Raw genomic sequence first — 19,418 nt, 5'->3', positions numbered from 1 at the left:
GCCCACAGAGCCTGGGCCCCACACGGGATGAATCCGCCGCGATTCACGTTTCACCTGTCCGTAACGTGATGGGTGCCTTCGTCACGTCCAGGAAACATTTCCAATCTCCCGGTGAAACGGTGCTGCGTCAGTCTCCTCAGCACAGTCGGCCCTCCCCGATAGCTCCCCCACAGCTTCCGCATCCGCACGGGCCGTTCCGACCACGAGGAGATACCGGCATTGAACGGCACAGATACCGGATTCGTATTGATCAGTGCGGCGCTCGTCATGGTGATGACGCCGGGCCTGGCGCTCTTCTACGGCGGCATGGTGCGTGCCAAGAGCGTGCTGAACATGCTGATGATGTCCTTCATCTCGCTGGGCATCGTCAGCATCCTGTGGGTGCTGTACGGCTACTCGCTCGCCTTCAGCGGTGACCAGGGCGGCTTCATCGGCAACCTGGACGCGATCGGCCTCAAGGGCATCGACGTCGCCAGCACGGTCGACAGCTTCGTCGTCGGTGCGAACGACAAGCCGCACCAGATCGCCGCGTTCGCCTTCATCCTCTTCCAGATGCTGTTCGCGGTCATCACGCCGGCCCTGATGAGCGGCGCGCTCGCCGATCGCGTCAAGTTCGGCGCCTGGATGATCTTCGTCACGCTCTGGGTCACCCTGGTGTACTTCCCGGTCGCGCACTGGGTCTGGGCGCCGGGCGGCTGGCTCTTCGAGATGGGCGTCATCGACTTCGCCGGCGGTACGGCGGTCCACATCAACGCCGGTATCGGCGCGCTCGCCGCGGTCCTCGTCGTGGGCAAGCGGATCGGCTTCAAGAAGGACCCGATGCGGCCGCACAGCCTGCCGCTGGTCCTGATCGGCACCGCCCTGCTGTGGTTCGGCTGGTTCGGCTTCAACGCCGGCTCCTGGCTCGGTGTCGACGGCACGACCGCCCGCATGGCCATCAACACGCAGATCGCGACCGCAGCGGCCATCATCGGCTGGCTGATCTACGAGCGCATCCGTCACGGCGCGTTCACCACCCTGGGTGCCTGCTCCGGTGCCGTCGCGGGCCTCGTCGCGATCACCCCGTCCGGCGGTCACGTCAACGCCTTCGGCGCCATCCTGATCGGTATCGTCGCCGGTGTTCTCTGCTCCTGGGCCGTCAGCCTCAAGTACAAGCTCGGCTACGACGACTCCCTCGACGTCGTGGGTGTCCACCTGGTCGGCGGTGTCATCGGCACCCTGATGGTCGGCTTCCTCGCCACCGACGGGATCGGCGGCCTCGACCAGTTCGGCAAGCAGGCCACCGGTGCCTTCTCCGTCATGGGCTACACCTTCGTGGTGACCTGGATCATCGCCTTCGCCATCCAGAAGACGATCGGCTTCCGGGCGTCCGAGGAGGACGAGATGACCGGCGTCGACCAGGCACTGCACGCCGAGACCGCGTACGACTTCAGCTCGGCCGCCGGTTCGCACATCTCCGCCAGCACGAGCAGCGTCGCTGCCACCACTGAGAGCAAGAAGGTCGAGGCATGAAGCTGATCACCGCGGTCGTCAAGCCGCACCGGCTCGACGAGATCAAGGAAGCCCTGCAGGCCTTCGGGGTGCACGGACTTACGGTGACCGAGGCCAGTGGGTACGGTCGGCAGCGGGGCCACACCGAGGTGTACCGCGGCGCCGAGTACACGGTCGACCTGGTTCCCAAGATCCGGATCGAGGTCCTGGCCGAGGACGACGACTCCGAGCAGCTGATCGACGTCATCGTCAAGGCCGCCCGCACCGGCAAGATCGGTGACGGCAAGGTCTGGTCCCTCCCGGTCGAGACGGCCGTACGGGTCCGGACCGGCGAGCGCGGCCCGGACGCGCTCTGACCGAAGAGAAGAACAGGAGTCGCTGGGTGACGAGTACGGACGTACGTACGGATGCAGAGGACTCGGGACCCAGCGGCTACGCGGCGGCCCGGCTGCGCCTCCTCCAGGAGGGGGCGCGGTCCGGGCCGCCGCGCCGTTCGGCCCTGGCCGAGCTGACCGACGACTGGCTGGCCGGCCTCTTCGGGGCGGGAGCCACCGAGCCGCGCGGGGTCTCCCTCGTGGCCGTCGGGGGATACGGGCGCGGCGAGCTCTCGCCCCGCAGCGACCTTGACCTGCTGCTCCTGCACGACGGGTCCGACGGGGCGGCGGTGGCCGCGCTGGCCGACCGCATCTGGTACCCCGTCTGGGACCTGGGGCTGGCTCTCGACCACTCCGTGCGCACCCCCGCCGAGGCCCGCAAGACGGCCGGCGAGGACCTCAAGGTGCAGCTCGGACTGCTGGACGCCCGCCACATCGCCGGTGATCTGGGACTGACCGCCGCACTGCGGACCTCCGTCCTCGCCGACTGGCGCAACCAGGCCCCGAGACGTCTGCCGGAGCTCCAGGAACTGTGCGCCGAGCGGGCCGAACGGCAGGGGGAGCTGCAATACCTGCTGGAACCCGACCTCAAGGAGGCGCGCGGCGGGTTGCGTGACGCCACCGCCCTGCGCGCCGTCGCCGCCTCCTGGCTCGCGGACGCCCCGCGCGAGGGGCTCGCCGACGCCCGGCGCCGCCTGCTCGACGTCCGGGACGCGCTCCATCTCTCCACCGGGCGCGCGACCGACCGGCTCGCACTCCAGGAACAGGACCAGGTCGCCGCCGAGCTGGGGCTGCTGGACGCCGACACCCTGCTGCGCCAGGTGTACGAGGCGGCGCGGGTCATCTCGTACGCCAGCGATGTGACCTGGCGTGAAGTGGGGCGCGTGCTGCGTTCGCGCGCCGTGCGGCCCCGGCTGCGCGCCATGCTCGGCGGCGGCAAGCCGGCTCCCGAGCGGTCGCCGCTGGCCGAGGGCGTGGTCGAGCAGGACGGCGAGGTCGTGCTCGCGCGCGCCGCCCGGCCCGAGCGGGACCCGGTGCTGCCCCTGCGCGCCGCCGCCGCGGCCGCCCAGGCCGGACTGCCGCTGTCCCTGCACGCCGTACGCCGCCTGGCGGCCACCGCCCGGCCGCTCGCGACGCCCTGGCCCGCGGAGGCGCGCGAGCAGCTCGTCACCCTGCTGGGCTCCGGGCGTCCGACCGTCGACGTCTGGGAGGCGCTGGAGGCCGAAGGGCTCATCACCCATCTGCTGCCCGACTGGGAGCGGGTGCGCTGTCGGCCGCAACGCAACGCCGTGCACATCTGGACCGTCGACCGGCACCTCATCGAGACCGCGGTCCAGGCCTCGGAGATGACCCGCCGGGTGCACCGGCCCGACCTGCTGCTCGTCGCCGCGCTGCTGCACGACATCGGCAAGGGCTGGCCCGGCGACCACTCCGTGGCCGGCGAGATCATCGTCAAGGACGTGGCCGCCAGGATCGGCTTCGACCGCGACGACGTGGCGGTGCTCTCCACCCTCGTACGGCATCATCTGCTGCTCGTCGACACCGCCACCCGGCGTGATCTGGAGGACCCGGCCACCGTCCGCTCGGTGGCCGACGCCGTCGGATCGCCGGGCACGCTCGAACTGCTGCACGCGTTGACCGAGGCGGACGCGCTGGCCACCGGCCCCGCCGCATGGTCGACGTGGCGGGCCTCCCTCGTCTCCGAACTCGTCCAGCGGGTCGACGCGCTGTTCGCCGGGGACGAGCCGGAGGAGCCGGAGCCCGGCGAGACCAGCGCCGAGCAGGAGCGGCTCGCCATAGAGGCGTTCCGCACCGGCGGGCCGGTGCTGTCGCTGCGCGCGCAGACGGAGGCCCCGGCCGAGGAGAAGGACGACAAGGGGGACCCCGAGCCGCTCGGGGTCGAGCTGCTCATCGCCGTGCCCGACCAGGCGGGCGTGCTGCCCGCGGTCGCCGGCGTGCTCGCCATGCACCGGCTCACCGTGCGCACGGCCGAGCTGCGCAGCTTCGACCTCCCGGACGGAGTCGAGGGCTCGGTCCTGCTGCTGAACTGGCGGGTCGCCGCCGAGTACGGCTCGCTGCCCCAGGCGGCACGACTGCGCGCCGACCTCGTCCGGGCGCTCGACGGCTCCCTGGACATCACCGGGCGGCTCGCCGAGCGGGACGCGGCCTACCCCCGGCGGCGGGGCGTGGTCGCGCCCCCGCCGCGCGTCACGGTGGCCCCGGCGGCCTCCCGGCACGCCACGGTCATCGAGGTCCGCGCCCAGGACGCGCCGGGGCTCCTGCACCGCATCGGACGCGCCCTGGAGGACGCGCACGTACGGGTGCGGAGCGCGCACGTCAGCACGCTGGGCGCCAACGCCGTGGACGCGTTCTACGTCACCGGACCGAAGGGGGCTCCGCTGCCGAGCGACGAGGCCACTTCCGTGGCGCGCAAGCTGGAGGAGACCCTGCGCGGCTGACCACGTCGGGGGTACGGGACCGCCCGGTTCCGTACCCGACGCGGCCGGGCTCCGTCACCGTTGTCCACAGGGGTGGAGACCCGACCACACCCAGACAGATACCCTGGAGGGCAGCCCACCCTGCCCCCGACTCCGAGGACCGACACCGCCGTGTTCGATACGCTCTCCGATCGCCTCTCAGCGACTTTCAAGAACCTGCGCGGCAAGGGGCGCCTTTCCGAGGCCGACATCGACGCCACGGCGCGCGAGATCCGCATCGCGCTCCTGGAAGCGGACGTCGCCCTGCCGGTCGTCCGGGGTTTCATCAAGAACGTCAAGGAGCGCGCGCTCGGCGCCGAGGTCTCCAAGGCGCTCAACCCGGCCCAGCAGGTCCTCAAGATCGTCAACGAGGAGCTGGTCGGGATCCTCGGCGGCGAGACCCGCCGTCTGCGCTTCGCCAAGCAGCCGCCGACCGTGATCATGCTCGCGGGTCTCCAGGGTGCCGGTAAGACGACCCTCGCGGGCAAGCTGGGCCGCTGGCTGAAGGAGCAGGGCCACTCGCCGCTCCTCGTCGCCTGCGACCTCCAGCGCCCGAACGCCGTGAACCAGCTCAGCGTGGTCGCCGAGCGCGCCGGTGTCGCGGTCTACGCCCCTGAGCCGGGCAACGGCGTGGGCGACCCGGTCAAGGTGGCCAAGGACTCCATCGAGTTCGCGAAGTCGAAGGTCCACGACATCGTGGTCGTCGACACCGCGGGCCGCCTGGGCATCGACCAGGAGATGATGCAGCAGGCCGCCGACATCCGGGACGCGGTCTCCCCGGACGAGATCCTCTTCGTCGTCGACGCGATGATCGGTCAGGACGCCGTCAACACGGCGGAGGCCTTCCGGGACGGCGTCGGCTTCGACGGTGTGGTCCTCTCCAAGCTCGACGGTGACGCCCGCGGTGGTGCCGCCCTGTCGATCGCCTCGGTCACCGGCAAGCCGATCATGTTCGCGTCGAACGGCGAGAAGCTCGACGAGTTCGACGCGTTCCATCCGGACCGGATGGCCTCCCGCATCCTCGACATGGGTGACCTGCTCACCCTGATCGAGCAGGCGGAGAAGACCTTCAGCCAGGAAGAGGCCGCCAAGATGGCCTCCAAGCTGGCGTCCAAGAAGGGGCAGGACTTCACGCTCGACGACTTCCTGGCCCAAATGGAGCAGGTCAGGAAGATGGGCAGCATCAGCAAGCTGCTCGGCATGCTGCCCGGCATGGGGCAGATCAAGGACCAGATCAACAACATCGACGAGCGTGACGTCGACCGCACGGCCGCGATCATCAAGTCGATGACCCCGGCCGAGCGCCAGGAGCCGACGATCATCAACGGCTCGCGCCGCGCCCGTATCGCCAAGGGCTCCGGTGTCGAGGTCAGCGCGGTGAAGAACCTCGTCGAGCGGTTCTTCGAGGCCCGCAAGATGATGTCCCGCATGGCCCAGGGCGGCGGCATGCCCGGGATGCCGGGGATGCCCGGCATGGGCGGCGGCCCCGGCCGGACCAAGAAGCAGCCCAAGCAGGCCAAGGGCAAGCAGCGTTCGGGCAACCCGATGAAGCGCAAGCAGCAGGAGCAGGAGGAGGCCGCGCGCCGGGCCGCCGCGGCCCAGGGCGGCGCCTTCGGACTGCCGGGCCAGCAGGCCGGTCAGGACTTCGAGCTGCCGGACGAGTTCAAGAAGTTCATGGGCTGACCCCGACCCCGCGTTCCGCGAGGGCGAACGGCGGACGCCGCGTGACCGGCCGGGGGGTGTGGCCGGGCGCGCGGCGCCGGATGCCGTGCGTGGACGGCTGGGTGTGGTGTCGCTCGTCGTGCTCCTCGGTGACAACTCCCGTACGCGGATGTGTAGTTCCCCTGGACGATGCGCCAGGCTATGGGGGCCGTGCGGCACTTGACCAAGCGAAAGCGCCACCGGCCCGCTTTCTTCACACCATTCACACTCGCATCGGAAGAAGTCTCGAAGACCTTCTCAGGACGTCGATCTTTTCCGGGGCGTCGACCCTTTCAGGGCGTCCGTGCGATCAGGTAGCGGAAGACGTTCGGCATCCAGACCGTCCCGTCCCGACGGCGGTGCGGATGCAGCGCCTCGGTCAGTTCCTTGTCCACCTGGTCCTGGTCAGTGGCCCCGATCGCCGCGTCGAACAGCCCGGTCGACAGCAGCCCCCGCACGGCGTTGTCCACGTTGGCGTACCCGAAGGGGCAGGCCACCCGTCCGGAGCCGTCCGGCTTGAGGCCGGCCCGCTGGGCGACCTCCTCCAGGTCGTCCCGCAGCGCCGGACGCCAACTGCCGGCGCTGCGCAGGGGATCGGCGAGCTTCGTGGCCACGCGGAGCACCGCGGACGTGGCGCAGCGCTCCGGTGGGCCCCAGCCGGCGAGGACCACGGGGGTGCCGTGCTCCGCGAGCGGGGTCGCGGCGGCCAACTGTTCGCCGAGCCCCTCGGAGTCCCCGGCCAGACAGCCGATCGGCTCGAAGGCGGTCACCAGGTTGTAGAGCGGTTCACCGGGCGCGCGGGCCACGTCCTCGGGAACACCTTCGACGACCCGGGTGCCGGCGCTCGCGCGCTTGCCCCAGGACTCCGGCCGCAGCCGCTCCCGTGCCAGTGCCGTTCTCTCCGGGGCCGCCGAGTCGACGCCGGTGACCGCGGCTCCCTGCCCCGCCGCCATCAGCAGCGCGAGCCCCGACCCGCAGCCGAGGCCGAGCAGCCGCGTACCGCTACCGACGTCGAGCCGCCGGTACACGGCCTCGTACAGCGGTACCAGCATCCGTTCCTGGATCTCCGCCCAGTCACGCGCGCGTGCACACCGGTCCACGCGGGTTGCCCTTCCCGCGCGAGGCAGTTGCTGCCGCACGAGCGTAGGTGTCATATCGAAAGCGCCCCAATCCGCCGTGAGTTGCCGTTGCCGGATTTCCTGGCCCCCGTGGCAGTGCGCGCTCGCACTCCCCCCGTATGCCAGGTAACTCCGCACCCGGCGAGTCGTCCAGGGGTCTCGGACACCGTTCTGCGAACTGTCCAGGGATGGAAAAAAGAATTCACATCGCCGCAATATGCCGCCGTACCATTCGGCCATGGCAAAGGCACCCGTTCTCACGCCGCGCGCGCACGACTTCCCGCGCTGGTACCAGGATCTGATCACCAAGGCCGAACTGGCCGACAACGGTCCGGTGCGCGGCACCATGGTCATCCGACCGTACGGGTACGGCCTCTGGGAGCGGATGCAGCAGGAGATGGACGCCAGGATCAAGGAGACGGGCACGCAGAACGCGTACTTCCCGCTCCTGATCCCCCAGTCGTACCTCACCCGTGAGGCCGAACATGTCGAGGGCTTCGCGCCCGAGCTGGCGGTCGTGACGCACGGCGGCGGCAAGGACCTCGAAGAGCCCGCGGTGGTCCGCCCCACCTCCGAGATGATCATCAACGCCTCCTTCTCGAAGTGGGTGCAGAGCTACCGCGACCTCCCTCTGCTGATCAACCAGTGGGCCAACGTGGTCCGTTGGGAACTGCGCCCCCGCCTCTTCCTCCGCACGAGCGAATTCCTCTGGCAGGAGGGCCACACGGCGCACGCGACGTACGAGGAGGCGCGCGACTTCGCCGCGCACATCCACCGGGAGGTCTACGAGGACTTCATGGTGAACGTGCTCGCCATGGACGTCGTCCCCGGCCGCAAGACCGTCAAGGAGCGTTTCGCCGGCGCGATCAACACCCTCACGCTCGAAGGCATGATGGGCGACGGCAAGGCCCTGCAGATGGCCACCAGCCACGAACTCGGCCAGAACTTCGCCAAGGCCTTCAACACCCGCTACCTGTCGAAGGACGGCACGCAGGAACTCGTCTGGCAGACCTCCTGGGGATCCACCACCCGCATGATCGGTGCCCTGGTGATGATGCACGGCGACGACGACGGCCTCCGCGTCCCGCCCCGGCTGGCCCAGGTCCAGGCAGTCGTCGTCGCGATCAAGGGCGACGAGGCGGTTCTGGCCAAGGTCCGCGACATCGGTGCGCGGCTGAAGGCGGCGGGCGTCCGCGTCCAGGTGGACGACCGCACGGACGTCCCGTTCGGCCGCCGAGCCGTCGACTGGGAGCTGAAGGGCGTGCCCGTACGCATCGAGGTCGGCCCCCGTGACCTGGAGAACGGCACCGCGATGCTCGCCCGCCGCATCCCGGGCGGCAAGGAGCCGGTCGCGCTCGACTCGCTCGTGCACCTGCTCCCCGCCGTCCTGGAGGAGGACCAGGCGCTCCTGCTGCGGCAGTCGCGCGAGCGGCGCGAGTCCCGGACGACCGAGGTGTCCACGCTCGACGAGGCGATCGAGGCGGCCACGGCCGGCGGCTGGGCGCGGATCCCCTGGTCGACGCTGGGCGAGGACGGCGAGAACCGGCTCGGGGAGCACGCGGTGACCGTACGCTGTCTGGTCGCCGAGGACGGGTCGGTGCCCGACTCCTACGACGCACCCGGTAACGTCGCCGTCGTGGCGCGCGCTTACTAGAGCACCCCGTTCCGCCGGGAGAGCGACCGAAACGTCCCTTGCGCATCTGCCGAACTCAGGTGCCCCGGCGCGCGGACCTCATCTACGCGCCGGGGCGTACGGGTGCCTACGTACCGCCTTGTGGCGAGCTGCGAGGCTTCTCCGCAGATCAGCGCACCCGCCCTCGTCAGGACGCACTAGTGGCAACTGACGGGTACGTGCAAATTATTTGGGATGCCCCGGAATCGGAACACACGGGCACTCAGGCTCGTTGTCCTTACGTGAGCACGACACAGACACCACCTGTTCTCGCCGCAGAACTGGCACAGGCGTGGGCCGACATTCAACGGCACCACCCCGAGCTGCCGGATCTTGCCGCTCCCGAGTCCCTGATCGGAGAGTCGTCGTCCGCTTGCGGGCACGAGCTCTCCTTCGAGCGACTGCTCCATGAGGCAGTCCATGGCATCGCCGCCGCGCGTGGGGTTCGCGACACCTCGCGCGCCGGTAGGTACCACAACCGCAGATTCCTCGCGATTGCCGAGGAGCTCGGCCTCGACCACCCCGAGGAGCCGCATCCCAGCAGCGGTTTCTCGCTGGTCACCCTCAATCCCGAGGCCAAGCGTCGCTACCGCCCGACCATCGACAGACTGCAGCGCGCACTCAAGGCCCACACCGCGGCGACCTCCGCGGACACGGCCCGCAGCTTCCGGGGTCCGGCCGCACGACACGGCTCCTCCGGTGGCGGCGTCCGCGTCAAGGCCGTGTGCGACTGCGGCCGCAACGTCCGCGTGGTCCCGTCCGTACTCGCCCAGGCACCCATCGTCTGCGGCGGCTGCGGCAAGCCCTTCCGGATCCCGGAGGTCGCGGGCGCGGCGTGAGACGAGGGCGAGCCGAGAAGACGGCGAGCTGAACAGACGGCTGCTCGTGGCAGCCGTATCCGGTTCGCGGTCGGTCTGTGGTCCGCCCTCGCCGCGGGCAGTCGTGCCGCTGGACGTGGCACGGGTGGATGCGGGCGGCACCCGGTGAAGCAATCCCTGGCGCCGGGTGCCGCTTCGGCATGACCGCGTGCACTCCCGGTAAGAGGCGAACCCCAGCGTGTGGCACAATGGCTAGCTGTACTCGACAGTCGCACAGGACCCCTCTCTCCTCCGGCTGACGCGTCCATCGGGCACTCGGGTACCGCAACCCCACGCGGCTCTCTCGCCGTGCCCAACCACGTCAAATCCAGGAGAACCCACTCCCGTGGCAGTCAAGATCAAGCTGAAGCGTCTGGGCAAGATCCGTTCGCCTCACTACCGCATCGTCGTCGCCGACTCCCGCACCCGTCGTGACGGCCGTGCGATCGAGGAGATCGGCAAGTACCACCCGACGTACAACCCGTCGGTCATCGAGGTCGACGAGGAGCGCGTCGCGTACTGGCTGGGTGTCGGCGCGCAGCCGACCGAGCCCGTGCTCGCCATCCTGAAGAAGACCGGCGACTGGCAGAAGTTCAAGGGCGAGCCCGCTCCGGCGCCGCTGCTCGTGGCTCAGCCGAAGTCCTCGCGCCCGTCGTTCGAGGCCCTGGGCGGCGACGACGAGGGCAAGGGTGAGGCGATCACCCAGAAGAAGAAGGCCGACAAGAAGGACGAGGCTGCCGCCGAGTCCGAGTCGACCGAGGCCTGAGCATGCTCGAGGAGGCTCTCGAGCACCTCGTCAAGGGCATCGTCGACTACCCCGACGACGTGCAGGTCGCTTCCCGCACCCTGCGCCGCGGGCGCGTACTCGAGGTCCGGGTCCACCCCGACGACCTCGGCAAGGTGATCGGCCGTAACGGCCGTACCGCCCGTGCCCTGCGTACCGTCGTGGGCGCCATCGGCGGCCGCGGTGTCCGCGTCGACCTCGTCGACGTGGACCACGTCCGCTGACGAACATCGCAGCACCGGCTCGGGCCGGGGAGGGCCACTCGGCCGTCCCCGGCCCGTAGTCGTATGCGTGGCATGAGTCCCATGCGTTGTATGAGTTGTATGAGTCGTATGACAGGAGATCGAGCACAGTGCAGCTCGTAGTCGCACGGATCGGCCGCGCCCACGGCATCAAGGGCGAGGTCACCGTCGAGGTCCGCACCGACGAACCGGAACTCCGGCTCGGCCCCGGCGCCGTCCTGCTCACGGACCCCGCCTCGACGGGCCCCCTCACCATCGAGACCGGCCGTGTCCACAGCGGCCGGCTGCTCCTGCGCTTCGAGGGCGTCCGGGACCGCAACGCCGCCGAGGCCCTCCGTAACACCCTGCTGATCGCGGAGGTGGACCCGGAGGAACTGCCGGAGGAGGAGGACGAGTACTACGACCACCAGCTGATGGACCTGGACGTGGTCACCAAGGACGGCGTCGAGGTCGGCCGGATCACCGAGATCTCGCATCTGCCCTCCCAGGACCTGTTCATCGTCGAACGGCCCGACGGGAGCGAGGTGATGATCCCGTTCGTCGGGGAGATCGTCACCGAGATCGACCTTGAGGAGCAGAAGGCGGTCATCGACCCGCCGCCCGGTCTGATCGACGACCAGGCGGAGGTCGCGTCCTCCCGGGACGAGTCCTGATGCGGCTCGACGTCGTCACGATCTTCCCCGAGTACCTCGAACCCCTGAACGTCTCCCTCGTCGGCAAGGCCCGCGCCCGTGGACAGCTCCAGGTACACGTCCACGACCTGCGGGAATGGACGTACGACCGGCACAACACGGTCGACGACACCCCGTACGGCGGCGGCCCCGGCATGGTCATGAAGACCGACCCCTGGGGCGACGCCCTCGACGACGTGCTGGCTCAGGGATACGAGACGGGATCCGCCCGGCCCGCGCTCATCGTCCCCACCCCCAGCGGCCGCCCCTTCACCCAGGCGCTCGCCGTCGAACTCTCCGAGCGCCCCTGGCTGGTCTTCACGCCGGCGCGCTACGAGGGCATCGACCGGCGTGTGATCGACGAGTACGCCACCCGTATGCCGGTGTACGAGGTGTCCATCGGTGACTACGTCCTCGCCGGCGGCGAGGCGGCCGTCCTCGTCGTCACCGAGGCCGTGGCACGACTGCTGCCCGGCGTCCTCGGCAACGCCGAGTCCCACCGCGACGACTCCTTCGCGCCGGGCGCCATGGCCAACCTCCTGGAGGGGCCGGTGTACACCAAGCCCCCCGAGTGGCGCGGCCGGGACATCCCCGAGGTGCTGCTCAGCGGCCACCACGGCAGGATCGCGCGCTGGCGGCGGGACGAGGCGCTCAGGCGTACGGCCGCCAACCGGCCCGACCTCATCGAGCGCTGCGACCCCGAGGCCTTCGACAAGAAGGACCGCGAGATGCTCTCCATCCTGGGCTGGGCGCCGGATCCGGAGGGGGCGCCCCACGGCCGATTTTGGCGGCGGCCCGAGGGCGTGGAAGAATAGGGCGCTGTTGTGCGTCGTCCGGCGCGCGCCCCTGCCACAGGGGGACACGACGCCCGCCCCGACCCGGACAGCATCCTCTCGTAACACCTAGCTCCCGCCTATGACCTGTGGCATGGGCGAAGAAAGCAGACGAAATGTCTCACCTGCTCGACTCCCTCGACTCCGCGTCGCTGCGGAGCGACATCCCGGCGTTCCGCCCGGGTGACACCGTCAACGTCCACGTGCGCGTCATCGAGGGCAACCGCTCCCGTGTGCAGCAGTTCAAGGGCGTCGTCATCCGTCGCCAGGGCGCCGGTGTCCGCGAGACCTTCACGGTCCGCAAGGTCTCGTTCTCCGTCGGCGTCGAGCGCACCTTCCCGGTGCACACCCCGATCGTCGAGAAGATCGAGCTCGTCACCCGCGGTGACGTCCGTCGCGCCAAGCTGTACTACCTGCGCGAGCTGCGCGGCAAGGCGGCGAAGATCAAGGAGAAGCGCGACAACTGATCGCGCGTTCGAGTCGCAAAAGGTCGTCACACCGGGGCCGGATACGATCTGGCCCCGATGGACACCGAAGCACAGCAGCACATGGAGCGCGACCGTTCCCCCCGCCCTTCCGGCGCGGAGGTCTCCGAGGAGATCTCCGACACAGGAGGGTCGGAGGAGCGGTCGCGTTTCGCGTGGGTGGACCGGACCACCGCGCGGGTGCCGGGCGGGGGATACACCCTGACCGTGCTGATCTGCCTGCTTTTTCTGGCGCTCTTCAGCAACTTCGTGATGCAGCCGTTCCAGATTCCCAGCAGCTCCATGGCCCACTCATTGAGGATCGGGGACCGCGTTCTCGTAAATAAGTTGGCGTACCGTTTCGGATCTGAGCCGCGGCGCGGTGACGTCGTCGTGTTCGACGGCACCGGCTATTTCGGGAACGCCGACTATGTCAAGCGCGTTGTCGGCGTGGGGGGAGACCGGGTGGTCTGCTGCGACCAGGAGGGGAGGCTTGAGGTGAACGGCCGGTGGGTCGACGAGTCGTCGTTTCTGTACCCGGGCGACAGCCCGTCGAACGTACCCTTCGACGTGGTCGTCCCCGAGGGCAGACTGTTCCTCCTCGGCGACCACCGCAGTGACTCCAGTGACTCCCGGGACCATCTCGGGTCCCCCGGCGGCGGCATGGTCCCCCTGGACTCCGTGATCGGCCGGGCCGAGTGGATCGTCTGGCCCGCCGACCACTGGACGCGTCTGGACCGCCCCGACGCGTACGCGCGCGTGCCCGCCGCCGGCGGTGCGCATGGGTAACCGCGGCAAACCCCGCGGTGCCGCTCCCAGCACCCCGGCCGACAATCTGCTGCCCACCGGTACGCGCCGCTCCGGCGGCGCCGCCCGGCCGAGCCGCGTCGAGCGACGCAAGCTCGCCCGCAAGATCAAGCGGCGCAGACGGCGTTCGGCGGTCAAGGAGATCCCGCTCCTCGTCGGTGTCGCGGTCCTGATAGCTCTCGTCCTGAAGACCTTCCTCGTCCAGGCGTTCGTGATCCCGTCGGGCTCCATGGAGCAGACGATCCAGATCGGCGACCGCGTCCTGGTCGACAAGCTCACGCCCTGGTTCGGCTCCAAACCCACCCGTGGGGACGTCGTCGTCTTCAAGGACCCGGGCGGCTGGCTGGAGGACGAGCAGACGACGATCACCACCGAGGACCCGATCGTCATCAAGCAGATAAAGGAAGGCCTGCAGTTCATCGGCCTGCTCCCCTCCGACGACGAGAAGGACCTGATCAAACGCGTCGTCGCGGTCGGCGGAGACACCGTCAAGTGCTGTGACACCCAGGGCCGCGTCACCGTCAACGGCATGCCCCTGGACGAGACGGCCTACATCCACCCCGGCAACCAGCCCTCGACCCAGCGGTTCGAGGTGACCGTGCCGCAGGGCCGCCTGTGGGTGATGGGCGACCACCGGGAGAACTCCGCCGACTCGCGCGCCCACCAGTCCGACGATTCGAAGACGGCCCAGTTCGGCGGTACGGTGCCGGAGGACTCCGTCGTCGGCCGGGCGGTCGTCATCGCCTGGCCGGTCGGTCACTGGGGGCAGTTGGAGGAGCCTGACACGTTCTCCGCCGTGCCGAGCGGGTCGACCACGGCCCTCGGCGCTTCGCATAGGGTGGCCCTCGCGGATCGAAACGGATTGATCCCCCTCCCGACCCCTGCGGAACTCCCGCTCGTTATGGGAGTGGTGGGCCTGCATCGGCTGTGGCGCGGGCGGCGGTACGGAGTGAGGAGTGGATGTGGGGGATTTGGCGGTCGGCGCACGGTCCGGACACGGTGGTTCCGAAGAACGGCCGGAGCGATCCGACGAGGCGGCTTCCCCGGCCGCAGAGAACGTGGAGAACGCGGTGAATTCCGAGGGGCCCGCCGGCTCCGGGAGTGACTCCCCGGACGGGGACGCGACCAACGGCGAGAACGGCGCCCGGACCTCGGCCGACGACGGCGACCAGGACGAGCGGCCCAAGAAGAAGCAGCGCTCCTTCTGGAAGGAACTGCCGATCCTGATCGGCATCGCGCTGGTGCTCGCGCTGCTGATCAAGACGTTCCTGGTACAGGCGTTCTCCATCCCCTCCGACTCGATGCAGAACACCCTGCAGGAGGGCGACCGGGTCCTGGTCGACAAGCTCACCCCGTGGTTCGGCTCGGAACCCGAGCGCGGCGAGGTCGTCGTCTTCCACGACCCGGACGGCTGGCTGGCCGGCGAGCCGACGCTGGAGCCCAACGCCGTGCAGCGGGTCCTCGGCTGGATCGGTCTGATGCCGTCCGCCGAGGAGAAGGACCTCATCAAGCGGGTCGTCGGCGTGGCCGGCGACACCGTGGAGTGCAAGGGCACCGGCCCGCTCAAGGTCAACGGCAAGGCGCTGAACGAGCCGTACGTGTACCCGGGCAACACCCCCTGCACCGTCGACGACACCGGCGGCCAGTTCAAGGTGAAGGTGCCCGAGGGCAAAATCTGGGTCATGGGTGACCACCGGCAGAACTCGCTGGACTCCCGCTACCACCAGAACGACAGCAACAAGGGCATGGTCCCGGTGAGCCAGGTCGTGGGCCGCGCCATCGTGGTCGCCTGGCCTCCCACCCGCTGGTCCACGCTGCCGGTTCCCGACACCTTCGACCAGAACCTGAGCGCCGCCGCCCCCGGCGCGCTCGGCCTCGCGGGCGCGGTGCCGCTGGTGCTGTGGCGCCGGCGCCGCCTTCTGGCCACCGAAAGCCCGAGGGTTTCTGGCGCGCGTACCGCCGGGTAGGGTGCCGTCCCAGATCGCCGATCTTCCGTGGCCCGCCCAGGGCCCCGGAGGGTCGATTCTCCGACCTGGGGAGCACCGGGATGAGCGGGACGACAAGTCGTACGGACGAGGGCCACGGACGGCTCGGCAGCAAGCTGTCGGGGCTGGCCGTGGCCCTCGGCTGTGTCCTCTTCCTGGGCGGCTTCCTGTGGGGCGCGGTCGCCTACGCGCCCTACACCGTGCCCACCGACTCGATGTCGCCCACCATCACCTCCGGGGACCGGATACTCGCCGAGCGGGTGGACGGGTCCGAGATCAGGCGCGGTGACGTCGTGGTCTTCCGGCAGGAGACCTGGGGCAACGCCCCCATGGTCAAGCGCGTCGTCGCGGTCGGCGGGGACACGGTCGCCTGCTGCACCGACGGCAAGCTGACCGTCAACGGCAAACAGATCGACGAGGGCTACCTCCCCGAGGGCGAGCGGGCCGAGCTGACCGGGATCCCCGAGATCACTGTCCCCAAGGGCCGGCTCTTCCTCCTCGGCGACGAGCGCAGCGGCTCCCTGGACTCCACCGCCCACCTGACGGAGGCGGGCAACGGCACGGTGCCGCGCAGCCATGTGGACGCGCGCGTGGACGCCGTCGTCTGGCCGATGGACGGCATGCTGGCCCGCCCCACGGGCTTCGAGAAGCTGGGCGCGCTGTCCTCTCCGGGCCCGCTGCGGCTGATCACCGCCGCGCTGCTCGTGGGCATGGTGCTCGTGCTGGGCGGCGCGGCCTACGGGCCCGTCGCCAAGCGGTTCGGCGGACGCGGCCGTACGACGCAGCCGGAGCCGGCCGGTGTCGGCTGAGGGCGCGGTCGGGGGCACGGGGGACACGTACGAGGGCGGGCTGCGCAGGGTGGCCCGGGTGATCCTGCTGGATCCGCGGGAGCGCGTCCTGCTGCTGCACGGGCACGAGCCGGACGATCCGGCCGACGACTGGTGGTTCACGCCGGGCGGCGGTGTGGAGGGCACGGAGACCCGGGAGGAGGCCGCTCTGCGGGAGCTCGTGGAGGAGACCGGGATCACGGACGTGGAGCTCGGCCCGGTCCTCTGGCGGAGGATGTGCTCCTTCCCCTTCGCCGGCCGGCGCTGGGACCAGGACGAGTGGTACTACCTCGCCCGGACCCCCGAGGCGCACGAGGAGGTCGTGCCCGTCGCCGCGGGCCTCACGGAGCTGGAACGGCGCAGTGTGGCCGGAGCGCGTTGGTGGACGTGCGGGGAACTGGCCCGGACGCATGAGACGGTGTACCCGACCAGACTCGCCGAACTGCTTCGCACACTGCTCGACGAGGGTCCCCCCGCCAGACCCGTGGTCCTTGACACCGAAATTGTCTAGGGGCTCGCGGGACTGGCGCACAATGGTGGGATCGCACGGCTGAAGGGGAACATGCCATGAGCGCCGAGGACCTCGAGAAGTACGAGACCGAGATGGAGCTGAAGCTCTACCGGGAGTACCGCGATGTCGTCGGTCTGTTCAAATACGTGATCGAGACCGAGCGGCGTTTCTATCTCACCAATGACTACGAGATGCAGGTGCACTCGGTCCAGGGTGAGGTGTTCTTCGAGGTGTCGATGGCAGATGCCTGGGTGTGGGACATGTATCGGCCGGCTCGCTTCGTGAAGCAGGTGCGAGTGCTCACGTTCAAGGACGTGAACATCGAGGAGCTGAACAAGAGCGATCTGGAGCTGCCGGGCAGCTGAGAGTGGCTCTGGGGTGGGGTGCCGTCATTCGTGTGGGTGATGAAGATATCCACAATCGGCAGTTTGTCCACCAAGATCCACTGGCGGGCTGAGTCGCCCTCAGTGTTGGCGCCGGAGGTGGTGCCGACATGAGCGAGGCACGAGGTGACAGTGCGCGCCGAAGCGGGGCGCGGGGCGGAGAAGCCCGAGCCGGGGGATCCCGAGGCGGTGAAGCTCGGGGCAACAGTGCCCGGGGCGCGCTCGGGAAGTACGGCGAGGACCTGGCCGCGCGGCGGCTGGTCGAGACCGGGATGACGGTCCTGGAGCGCAACTGGCGCGGCGGGCGGTCGGGCGAGATCGACATCGTGGCGCGTGACGGGGACGCGCTGGTCGTCTGCGAGGTGAAGACCCGCAGGGCCGGCCCCTTCGAACACCCGATGGCCGCGGTCACGCCGACCAAGGCGGAGCGACTGCGCCGCCTCGCCGAACTCTGGCTCCAGGAACACGGGGGGAGCCCGCCGGGCGGTGTCCGCATCGACGTCGTCGGCGTCGTCCTCCCCGACCGCGGCGCCCCCGTCGTGGAGCACGTGCGGGGGGTGGCCTGATGGGATTCGCCCGCACGTGCTCCGTGGCCCTCGTCGGCGTCGAGGGGGTCGTGGTCGAGGTCCAGGCCGACCTGGAACCCGGCGTGGCGGCCTTCACGCTGGTGGGCCTGCCGGACAAGAGCCTGACGGAGAGCAAGGATCGGGTCAGGGCGGCCGTGGTGAATTCGGGCGCCGAATGGCCGCAGAAGAAGTTGACGGTGGGGCTGAGCCCAGCGTCGGTGCCGAAGGCGGGCAGTGGCTTCGACATGGCGGTGGCCTGCGCGGTGCTGGGAGCCTGCGAGCGGATCGATCCGAGGGTGCTCTCCGACATCGTGATGATCGGAGAACTAGGCCTCGACGGCCGGGTCCGGCCGGTCCGGGGCATCCTGCCCGCGGTCCTGGCCGCCGCCGAGGCCGGGTACGAGCAGGTGGTGGTGCCGGAGTGCGCGGCGGCCGAGGCGTCGCTGGTGCCCGGTGTCTCGGTCCTGGGCGTGCGCACCCTGCGGCAACTGATCGCCGTGCTCGCGGACGAACCCGTGCCGGACGAGGAGCCCGACGAGGGACGTCCCGACCCACTCATGGCGGGGCTCCGCCTGCCGGGCACGGGGGCTGCCACGGGGATGCGCACGGCGGGGGCCGCGCAGCAGGACCTGGGCCATGACCTCGCCGATGTCGTCGGTCAGCTCGCGGCGCGGACCGCCGTGGAGGTCGCCGCGGCGGGTGGGCACCACCTCTTCCTCGAAGGCCCGCCGGGCGCGGGCAAGACGATGCTCGCCGAGCGGCTGCCGACCATCCTGCCGAAGCTGGCCAGGGAGGAGTCGCTGGAGGTCACGGCGGTCCACTCGATCGCCGGCCTGCTCCCTGCGGGAAAGCCGCTGGTCGACGAGGCACCCTACTGCGCACCTCACCACTCGGCCACGATGCAGTCCCTGGTCGGCGGCGGTCAGGGGGTCGCCCGCCCGGGAGCGGTCTCTCTCGCCCACCGCGGGGTGCTCTTCCTCGACGAGACCCCCGAGTTCAGCAGCCACGCGCTCGATGCCCTGCGGCAGCCGCTGGAGGCGGGGCATGTGGTCATCGCGCGCAGCGCGGGAGTGGTGCGGTTCCCGGCGAAGTTCTTGATGGTCCTTGCCGCGAATCCCTGCCCCTGTGGCAGGTTCTCGCGGACGGACGATCTCTGCGAGTGCCCGCCCGGGTCGATCCGCCGCTATCAGGCCCGGCTCTCCGGGCCGCTGCTGGACAGGGTCGACCTGCGGGTCGAGGTCGACCGGGTCACCCGGACCGAGCTCACACGGCGTGGGGCCCGGGGCGAGTCCACGGCGACGGTGGCCGAGCGCGTGCGCTCGGCCAGGGAGCGTGCGGCCGAACGTCTGCGGGGAACACCCTGGCGGACGAACAGCGACGTACCGGGGCGCGAACTCCGCAACCGGTGGCACGCGGCCCCGGGTGCGATGGACGAGGCAGAGCGCTGCCTGGAGCGGGGTGTGCTGACCGCGCGCGGACTGGACCGGGTGCTCCGGGTCGCCTGGACCATCGCCGACCTCGTCGGCCATGACCGCCCTGACGCTTCGGACGTCAACCTGGGTCTGCAACTGCGCACCGGGGTCCCGCGTGGGGTGCCGATGGCGATCGGCGCGCTGACGTGAGGCCCGAGGCGTGTGGTGCGTCGGCGGGCGCGC

General features: G+C 70.2%; 19 protein-coding genes and 1 pseudogene. 19 read left to right on the top strand and 1 reads right to left on the bottom strand.

Going from position 1 to position 19,418, the window contains the following annotated elements:
- Positions 1–219: 219 nt before the first annotated feature.
- The 4 genes from ACZ9QC_RS11320 (at position 220) to ffh (ending at position 6,025) form a co-directional block, all read left to right on the top strand.
- Complete coding sequence (locus ACZ9QC_RS11320; protein WP_472920045.1) at positions 220–1,512, top strand: ammonium transporter; 1,293 nt, start codon at positions 220–222, stop codon at positions 1,510–1,512.
- Positions 1,509–1,847 (top strand): P-II family nitrogen regulator, encoded by a 339-nt coding sequence (locus tag ACZ9QC_RS11315; RefSeq protein ID WP_043680493.1) that lies wholly within the window; start codon positions 1,509–1,511, stop codon positions 1,845–1,847. The genes ACZ9QC_RS11320 and ACZ9QC_RS11315 overlap by 4 nt, the downstream gene beginning before the upstream one ends.
- 26 nt (positions 1,848–1,873) lie before the next feature.
- A complete protein-coding gene (locus tag ACZ9QC_RS11310) occupies positions 1,874–4,324 on the top strand; it encodes a [protein-PII] uridylyltransferase (protein ID WP_472920044.1) in 2,451 nt (816 codons plus the stop codon).
- 150 nt (positions 4,325–4,474) lie between these two features.
- Complete coding sequence (gene ffh / locus ACZ9QC_RS11305; protein ID WP_215449196.1) at positions 4,475–6,025, top strand: signal recognition particle protein; 1,551 nt, start codon at positions 4,475–4,477, stop codon at positions 6,023–6,025.
- A 311-nt stretch (positions 6,026–6,336) separates the two neighbouring features.
- Here ffh and ACZ9QC_RS11300 read toward each other — a convergent pair whose 3' ends face one another.
- A complete protein-coding gene (locus tag ACZ9QC_RS11300; protein ID WP_472920043.1) occupies positions 6,337–7,197 on the bottom strand; it encodes an SAM-dependent methyltransferase in 861 nt (286 codons plus the stop codon).
- Positions 7,198–7,399: 202 nt separating this feature from the next.
- Here ACZ9QC_RS11300 and proS point away from each other — a divergent pair, with 202 nt between their 5' ends.
- The 15 genes and pseudogenes from proS (at position 7,400) to ACZ9QC_RS11225 (ending at position 19,385) form a co-directional block, all read left to right on the top strand.
- Positions 7,400–8,815, top strand: coding sequence for a proline--tRNA ligase (gene proS, locus ACZ9QC_RS11295; protein ID WP_472920042.1), 1,416 nt, complete (start codon positions 7,400–7,402; stop codon positions 8,813–8,815).
- Between the two features lie 260 nt (positions 8,816–9,075).
- On the top strand, positions 9,076–9,672 hold the full coding sequence (locus tag ACZ9QC_RS11290) for a hypothetical protein (protein WP_472920041.1): 597 nt from the start codon (positions 9,076–9,078) through the stop codon (positions 9,670–9,672).
- A gap of 364 nt (positions 9,673–10,036) precedes the next feature.
- On the top strand, positions 10,037–10,456 hold the full coding sequence (gene rpsP / locus ACZ9QC_RS11285; RefSeq protein WP_467299510.1) for a 30S ribosomal protein S16: 420 nt from the start codon (positions 10,037–10,039) through the stop codon (positions 10,454–10,456).
- A 2-nt stretch (positions 10,457–10,458) separates the two neighbouring features.
- The gene (locus tag ACZ9QC_RS11280) at positions 10,459–10,698 is read left to right on the top strand and encodes an RNA-binding protein (RefSeq protein WP_472920040.1); all 240 of its coding nucleotides are present in this window, start codon (positions 10,459–10,461) and stop codon (positions 10,696–10,698) included.
- Between the two features lie 128 nt (positions 10,699–10,826).
- Positions 10,827–11,369 (top strand): ribosome maturation factor RimM, encoded by a 543-nt coding sequence (rimM, locus tag ACZ9QC_RS11275; protein WP_472920039.1) that lies wholly within the window; start codon positions 10,827–10,829, stop codon positions 11,367–11,369.
- Positions 11,369–12,202 carry a tRNA (guanosine(37)-N1)-methyltransferase TrmD gene (trmD, locus tag ACZ9QC_RS11270; RefSeq protein ID WP_472920038.1) on the top strand — a complete coding sequence of 278 codons (834 nt, stop codon included), beginning with the start codon at positions 11,369–11,371 and terminating at the stop codon, positions 12,200–12,202. The genes rimM and trmD overlap by 1 nt, the downstream gene beginning before the upstream one ends.
- Positions 12,203–12,336: 134 nt before the next feature.
- Positions 12,337–12,687 carry a 50S ribosomal protein L19 gene (rplS, locus tag ACZ9QC_RS11265; protein ID WP_033526928.1) on the top strand — a complete coding sequence of 117 codons (351 nt, stop codon included), beginning with the start codon at positions 12,337–12,339 and terminating at the stop codon, positions 12,685–12,687.
- A gap of 57 nt (positions 12,688–12,744) precedes the next feature.
- Positions 12,745–13,473, top strand: a complete 729-nt coding sequence (lepB, locus tag ACZ9QC_RS11260) for a signal peptidase I (protein ID WP_472920037.1) — start codon at positions 12,745–12,747, stop codon at positions 13,471–13,473.
- Positions 13,466–14,566: pseudogene (gene lepB, locus ACZ9QC_RS11255) on the top strand (signal peptidase I); the annotation flags it as partial. The gene lepB (ACZ9QC_RS11260) and the pseudogene lepB (ACZ9QC_RS11255), both read left to right, overlap by 8 nt.
- Positions 14,454–15,458, top strand: coding sequence for a signal peptidase I (lepB, locus tag ACZ9QC_RS11250; RefSeq protein WP_472920036.1), 1,005 nt, complete (start codon positions 14,454–14,456; stop codon positions 15,456–15,458). The pseudogene lepB (ACZ9QC_RS11255) and the gene lepB (ACZ9QC_RS11250), both read left to right, overlap by 113 nt.
- Positions 15,459–15,538: 80 nt before the next feature.
- Positions 15,539–16,285: a signal peptidase I gene (gene lepB / locus ACZ9QC_RS11245; protein WP_472920035.1), complete on the top strand. Its 747-nt coding sequence runs from the start codon at positions 15,539–15,541 to the stop codon at positions 16,283–16,285.
- Entirely contained in the window at positions 16,275–16,814 is a 540-nt protein-coding gene (locus ACZ9QC_RS11240; RefSeq protein WP_472920034.1) for an NUDIX hydrolase, read from the top strand. Before lepB (ACZ9QC_RS11245) ends, ACZ9QC_RS11240 begins: the two co-directional genes overlap by 11 nt.
- Before the next feature lie 56 nt (positions 16,815–16,870).
- A complete protein-coding gene (locus ACZ9QC_RS11235) occupies positions 16,871–17,179 on the top strand; it encodes a DUF2469 domain-containing protein (RefSeq protein WP_005311352.1) in 309 nt (102 codons plus the stop codon).
- 128 nt (positions 17,180–17,307) lie between these two features.
- Positions 17,308–17,763: a YraN family protein gene (locus ACZ9QC_RS11230; protein ID WP_472920033.1), complete on the top strand. Its 456-nt coding sequence runs from the start codon at positions 17,308–17,310 to the stop codon at positions 17,761–17,763.
- A complete protein-coding gene (locus tag ACZ9QC_RS11225; RefSeq protein ID WP_472920032.1) occupies positions 17,763–19,385 on the top strand; it encodes a YifB family Mg chelatase-like AAA ATPase in 1,623 nt (540 codons plus the stop codon). Before ACZ9QC_RS11230 ends, ACZ9QC_RS11225 begins: the two co-directional genes overlap by 1 nt.
- Positions 19,386–19,418: the final 33 nt, after the last annotated feature.

The sequence above is a fragment of the Streptomyces sp. HUAS MS02 genome (genome assembly GCF_055702265.1).
The sequence above is the reverse complement of the archived record's forward strand: the minus strand, read 5'-3'. Positions and strand labels throughout refer to the sequence as shown.

What these genes read in the sequence shown, in the direction of transcription:
- ACZ9QC_RS11315 (WP_043680493.1), top strand. Translation starts at nt 1,509, where the DNA reads ATGAAGCTGATCACCGCGGTCGTCAAGCCGCACCGGCTCGACGAGATC.
- ACZ9QC_RS11300 (WP_472920043.1), bottom strand. Translation starts at nt 7,197, where the DNA reads ATGACACCTACGCTCGTGCGGCAGCAACTGCCTCGCGCGGGAAGGGCA.
- proS (WP_472920042.1), top strand. Translation starts at nt 7,400, where the DNA reads ATGGCAAAGGCACCCGTTCTCACGCCGCGCGCGCACGACTTCCCGCGC.
- ACZ9QC_RS11280 (WP_472920040.1), top strand. Translation starts at nt 10,459, where the DNA reads ATGCTCGAGGAGGCTCTCGAGCACCTCGTCAAGGGCATCGTCGACTAC.
- trmD (WP_472920038.1), top strand. Translation starts at nt 11,369, where the DNA reads ATGCGGCTCGACGTCGTCACGATCTTCCCCGAGTACCTCGAACCCCTG.
- rplS (WP_033526928.1), top strand. Translation starts at nt 12,337, where the DNA reads ATGTCTCACCTGCTCGACTCCCTCGACTCCGCGTCGCTGCGGAGCGAC.
- lepB (WP_472920037.1), top strand. Translation starts at nt 12,745, where the DNA reads ATGGACACCGAAGCACAGCAGCACATGGAGCGCGACCGTTCCCCCCGC.
- lepB (WP_472920035.1), top strand. Translation starts at nt 15,539, where the DNA reads ATGAGCGGGACGACAAGTCGTACGGACGAGGGCCACGGACGGCTCGGC.
- ACZ9QC_RS11235 (WP_005311352.1), top strand. Translation starts at nt 16,871, where the DNA reads ATGAGCGCCGAGGACCTCGAGAAGTACGAGACCGAGATGGAGCTGAAG.
- ACZ9QC_RS11230 (WP_472920033.1), top strand. Translation starts at nt 17,308, where the DNA reads ATGAGCGAGGCACGAGGTGACAGTGCGCGCCGAAGCGGGGCGCGGGGC.
- ACZ9QC_RS11225 (WP_472920032.1), top strand. Translation starts at nt 17,763, where the DNA reads ATGGGATTCGCCCGCACGTGCTCCGTGGCCCTCGTCGGCGTCGAGGGG.